A 5,074-nucleotide genomic window follows, 5' to 3' on the forward strand; every position below is an offset into this window, starting at 1 on the left:
GGTGCGCGGCGAGCTGGCAAGCGGCCGGCTCGTGCAGCTCGCCGACGTCGCATGGCTGGACGATTTCGCGTACTACCTCGTCTATCCGCCGCATCACGCGGAACGGCCGAAGGTCGCCGCTTTTCGCCGGTGGATCCTCGACGCCGCGCAGGCCGACGGCGCGGCGTCGATGTCCGGCGCGGCGTAGCGCCACGCCCCCCCGCGCGACGCCGATCCGCGGCCGATCGGCTAACATGCGGCCCGGCACCGATAACAACAGACCGAGAGAGACCATGCCTGCCCTGCTCCGCCGCGCCACACACATCGCGACGCTGTCCGCCGCGTTTTTCGTCGCGTGCGCCGCGCTGCCCCATCCGGCATACGCGTACCGCGCGTCGCCCGGCTACGGCAACGAAGCCGATCTCGACCGTCACGACACGTATCGCAACCGCGACGGCGAAACCGTGCACGCACCCGCGCATTCGAAATCGGGCCGCGTGCCCGACGGTGCGAGCGCACGCTGCCGCGACGGCACGTACAGCTTCAGCCGTCACCGGCGCGGCACGTGCTCGGGGCACGGCGGCGTCGCCGCGTGGCTGTGAGCATGGCCCTGGCCAAAAGGCCAGCATCGCGCCAGCGGCAGGCGGCGGCGAAGTACAATAGCCGCTCGCGCCGCCGACACGCGGCGACGCCGCCGCGCCATGCGCGGCACGCTCCGTACCGAATCACCCGACGCCGCCCCGCCCGTGCGCTGCGCGGCCGTCTCAACCACTTCTGACTTTCACACCCAAATGGCCCAATACGTTTTCACGATGAACCGGGTCGGCAAGATCGTGCCGCCCAAGCGCCAGATCCTGAAGGACATCTCGCTGTCGTTCTTTCCCGGCGCGAAGATCGGCGTGCTCGGCCTGAACGGCTCGGGCAAGTCGACGCTGATCCGCATCATGGCGGGCGTCGACAAGGACATCGAAGGCGAAGCGACGCCGATGCCGAACCTGAACATCGGCTACCTGCCGCAGGAGCCGCAGCTCGACCCGACGAAGACGGTGCGCGAAGCCGTCGAGGACGGCCTCGGCGACCTGTTCCAGGCCAACAAGAAGCTGGAAGAAATCTATGCGGCGTACGCGGAGCCGGACGCCGATTTCGACGCGCTCGCGGCCGAACAGGCGAAGTACGAAGCGATTCTCGCGTCGAGCGACGGCGGCAGCCCCGAGCAGCAGCTCGAAGTGGCCGCCGACGCACTGCGCCTGCCGTCGTGGGACGCAAAGATCGAACACCTGTCGGGCGGTGAAAAGCGCCGCGTCGCGCTGTGCAAGCTGCTGCTCGAAAAGCCGGACATGCTGCTGCTCGACGAACCGACCAACCACCTCGACGCCGAATCGGTCGACTGGCTCGAGCAGTTCCTGGTGCGCTTCCCGGGCACCGTGGTCGCCGTCACCCACGATCGCTACTTCCTCGACAACGCGGCCGAGTGGATTCTCGAACTCGACCGCGGCCACGGCATTCCGTGGAAGGGCAACTACAGCAGCTGGCTCGACCAGAAGGAAGAGCGCCTGAAGCAGGAAGAAGCATCGGAATCGGCACGCCAGAAGGCAATCAAGAAGGAACTGGAGTGGGTGCGCCAGAACCCGAAGGGCCGTCAGGCGAAGTCGAAGGCCCGTATCGCGCGCTTCGAGGAACTGAACAGCCAGGAATACCAGAAGCGCAACGAAACGCAGGAAATCTTCATCCCGGTCGGCGACCGCCTCGGCAATGAAGTGATCGAGTTCAAGAACGTCAGCAAGGCGTTCGGCGACCGCCTGCTGATCGACAACCTGAACCTGAAGATCCCGGCTGGCGCGATCGTCGGCATCATCGGCCCGAACGGCGCCGGCAAGTCGACGCTGTTCCGGATGCTGACGGGCAAGGAACAGCCGGATTCGGGCGAAGTCGTGATGGGGCCGACCGTGAAGCTCGCGTACGTCGACCAGAGCCGCGACGCGCTCGACGGCACGAAGACGGTGTTCGAGGAAATCTCGGGCGGCGCCGACGTGCTGACGGTGGGCAAGTACGAAACGCCGTCGCGCGCGTACATCGGCCGCTTCAACTTCAAGGGTGGCGACCAGCAGAAGATCGTCGGCAACCTGTCCGGCGGTGAACGCGGCCGCCTGCACCTCGCGAAGACGCTGATCTCGGGCGGCAACGTGCTGCTGCTCGACGAACCGTCGAACGACCTCGACGTCGAAACGCTGCGCGCGCTGGAAGACGCGCTGCTCGAATTCGCGGGCTCGGTGATGGTGATTTCGCACGATCGCTGGTTCCTCGACCGGATCGCGACGCACATCCTCGCATTCGAAGGCGATTCGCAGGTCACGTTCTTCGACGGCAACTACCAGGAGTACGAAGCCGACAAGCGTGCACGCCTCGGCGAAGAAGCCGCGAAGCCGAAGCGTCTGCGCTACAAGCCGATCAGCCGCTGACCGGTACGGCCCGGGTGCCCGGCACTGCGGCAACGCAGGGCCCGGCACCGAGGGCGGCCGCTTCAGGAGCGGCACAACAAAAAAGCGGGCCGCCGGCCCGCTTTTTTTATCTGATGGCGCGCTGCTCGCCCGCCGCTTACGCGAGCGCGCCCAGTTCGCGCAGCCGTGCCTCGGTGGCCGCCGCACTCGTGTGATGAATGCCGTGCCAGCCGAGCGCCGTCGCGGCCGCGGCGTTCTTCGCGTTGTCGTCGATGAACACGAGTTCGTGCGGTGCGATGCCCGGCAGGTGCGGCTCGATCCGCGCATGCATCTCGCGATAGATCGCCGGATCGGGCTTCACAAGCTTCACGCGGCCCGACACGACGATCTCCTTGAAACGCCGCAGCACCGGGAAGTTGTCCCACGCATACGGAAACGTCTGCGCGGACCAGTTCGTCAGCCCGAACAGCGGCATCCCCTGTGCCTCCAGCCGGTCGACGAGCGCGGCCCCCTCTTCGAGCACGCCGCCGATCATCTCGTGCCAGCGCGCATAGAACGCGCGGATCAGCGCCTCGTGCTCCGGAAACTCCGCGACGCGCTCGGCCGTCCCCTCTTCGATCGTCTGCCCGCCGTCCTGGCGGATCACCCAGTCCATTGCACATACCTGCGTGAGGAACCAGCGACGCTCCGCGTCGTCGGGAATCAGTTCCCGGTAAAGGTACTCGGGGCTCCAGTCGATCAGCACGCCGCCGAAATCGAACACCACGGCCTTGATCGTCATGCGAACTCCGTCGAAAGAATGTCCGCGAGCGGGCGCGGCGTCACCGGATTGCCCGACAGCGTATTGTTTTGCCATACGAAGTGATGGTGCGCGACGATCTGCGCAGCCGACAGGTGTGTGCGCTCGTTCGTCGTGTGCAGGTCGGATACGACGGTCGTCCGGTAGCCGAGCAGCGCCGCGCGGCGCGCGGCCGAATCGACGCAGAACTCGGTCGCATAGCCGCAGATCAGCACCGAACGGATACCGTGGCGGTCGAGCTGCGCCGCAAGCGGCGTGTCGTGGAACGAATCGCTCACCTGCTTGCGCACGCGCCAGTCGTCATTCCCGACGACCAGCCCCGCATGCAGCTCCCAGCCCGGCGTGCCGGGCACGATGTCGTCGTCCGCATCGCCGTCGTGCTGCACGAAGCACACAGGCGCGTTCGCCGCGCGCGCCGCCGCCGTCAACCGGTTGATGCCCGACACCACGTCATCGAGCCGGTAAGCGGGCCGCGCCCGCTCCACCAGCCCGCGCTGCATGTCGACCACGATTACCGCAGTGTCCGCCATTGCTTGCCCTCGGTTTTGTCGTTCGGCCGTTGTCCGGCCGTTATCGCCTGTTGTGTCAGATCGGCTGCGTACGCGTGTCGAGCCACGCCTTCGCATCGCCGCTCAGGTGGCGGCCGACGCGCTCACGCACCGTCGCGTGATACGTGTTCAGCCACGCGCGCTCGTCGTCATGCAGCATTTCGATCAGCACGCAGCGCGTGTCGATCGGGCACAGCGTCAGCGTCTCGAATGCGAGGAAATCGCCGAATTCCGTCTGCCCGGCCGCGCGGTTCACGACCAGGTTCTCGATCCGGATGCCCCACTGGCCGGGACGGTACACGCCCGGCTCGATCGACGTGATCATGCCCTCTTCCATCGCCGTGTACGGCTCGGCCGGCGCGTAGTGCGAAATAACCTGCGGGCCTTCGTGCACGTTCAGGAAATAGCCGACGCCATGCCCCGTGCCGTGACCGTAGTCGAGCCCGGCCGCCCACATCGGCGCACGCGCGATCGCGTCGAGCATCGGCGAACGGATGCCGCGCGGGAAACGGGCGCGCGACAGCGCCATCATCGACTTCAGCACGATCGTGAAGTCGCGCCGCTGCAGGTCGCTGACCGTGCCGACCGGCACGACGCGCGTGATGTCGGTCGTGCCCGTCACGTACTGGCCGCCCGAATCGATCAGCAGCAGCCCGTCGCCGGCGATCGTCGCGTGCGACTCGCGCGTTGCGTGGTAGTGCGGCATTGCGCCGTTCGCATTGAAGCCCGCGATCGTCGCGAAACTCGCCGACACGTAACCGGGGCGTCGCGCACGCGCGGCCGTGAGCTTTTCCTCGATCGTCAGCTCGGTGATCGTCTCGCGGTTCACGGCCTGCTCGAACCAGGTGAAGAATTCCGCGAGCGCGGCGCCGTCGTGCTCCATCGTCACGCGCACGTGCTCGATCTCGGCGGACGTCTTGCGCGACTTCGCGAACGTCGACGGATTCACCGCCTCGACCAGCTTCACGCCGGCCGGCACGGCCTCGAGCGTGCCGAACGTCACGCGGCGCGGGTCGATCAGCAGCGTCGCGCCGTCGGGCAGCGCCGCGAGCGCGGCACGCGCGGCGTCGTAGGCACGAACGTCGACGCCGTCCTGTACGAGCGACGCAGCCAATGCCGGCGACACCTTGCCGTCGGCGACGAACAGCGTCGCGCGATCGGCGCCGATCATTGCGTGCGCAACGAATACGGGGTTGAAGTTGACGTCGGCGCCGCGCAGGTTGAACAGCCATGCGAGGTCGTCGAGCGTCGACACGAAATGCCACTGCGCGCCCTGCGCGCGCATCGCGCGGCGCACTTCAGCCAGCTTG

5 protein-coding genes and 1 pseudogene are annotated in these 5,074 nt (G+C 67.1%); 3 read left to right on the top strand and 3 right to left on the bottom strand.

The features are described 5' to 3' along the window. The 3 genes and pseudogenes from JYJ84_RS28060 to ettA all read left to right on the top strand — a co-directional run. Positions 1-187: pseudogene (locus tag JYJ84_RS28060) on the top strand (LysR family transcriptional regulator); the annotation flags it as partial. An 85-nt stretch (positions 188-272) separates the two neighbouring features. Further along, a complete protein-coding gene (locus JYJ84_RS28065) occupies positions 273-581 on the top strand; it encodes a DUF3761 domain-containing protein (RefSeq protein ID WP_122944363.1) in 309 nt (102 codons plus the stop codon). Between the two features lie 189 nt (positions 582-770). Further along, on the top strand, positions 771-2,438 hold the full coding sequence (gene ettA / locus JYJ84_RS28070; protein WP_122944362.1) for an energy-dependent translational throttle protein EttA: 1,668 nt from the start codon (positions 771-773) through the stop codon (positions 2,436-2,438). A 136-nt stretch (positions 2,439-2,574) separates the two neighbouring features. Here the strand turns inward: ettA and JYJ84_RS28075 are convergent, their stop codons facing one another. The 3 genes from JYJ84_RS28075 to JYJ84_RS28085 form a co-directional block, all read right to left on the bottom strand. Continuing rightward, positions 2,575-3,198, bottom strand: coding sequence for an HAD family hydrolase (locus JYJ84_RS28075; protein ID WP_175222757.1), 624 nt, complete (start codon positions 3,196-3,198; stop codon positions 2,575-2,577). Further along, on the bottom strand, positions 3,195-3,746 hold the full coding sequence (locus tag JYJ84_RS28080; protein ID WP_175222758.1) for a cysteine hydrolase family protein: 552 nt from the start codon (positions 3,744-3,746) through the stop codon (positions 3,195-3,197). Before JYJ84_RS28080 ends, JYJ84_RS28075 begins: the two co-directional genes overlap by 4 nt. A 55-nt stretch (positions 3,747-3,801) precedes the next feature. After that, positions 3,802-5,074: aminopeptidase family protein P (locus JYJ84_RS28085; protein WP_205189727.1), on the bottom strand; the 1,273-nt coding region annotated here is incomplete at its 5' end.

Source organism: Burkholderia sp. LMG 13014, assembly GCF_905232215.1.
In the GTDB taxonomy this organism is placed as follows: domain Bacteria; phylum Pseudomonadota; class Gammaproteobacteria; order Burkholderiales; family Burkholderiaceae; genus Burkholderia.

Excerpts from the sequence above, each read along its gene's own strand:
- JYJ84_RS28080 (WP_175222758.1), bottom strand. The coding sequence starts at position 3,746 with ATGGCGGACACTGCGGTAATCGTGGTCGACATGCAGCGCGGGCTGGTG.
- ettA (WP_122944362.1), top strand. The coding sequence starts at position 771 with ATGGCCCAATACGTTTTCACGATGAACCGGGTCGGCAAGATCGTGCCG.
- JYJ84_RS28075 (WP_175222757.1), bottom strand. The coding sequence starts at position 3,198 with ATGACGATCAAGGCCGTGGTGTTCGATTTCGGCGGCGTGCTGATCGAC.
- JYJ84_RS28065 (WP_122944363.1), top strand. The coding sequence starts at position 273 with ATGCCTGCCCTGCTCCGCCGCGCCACACACATCGCGACGCTGTCCGCC.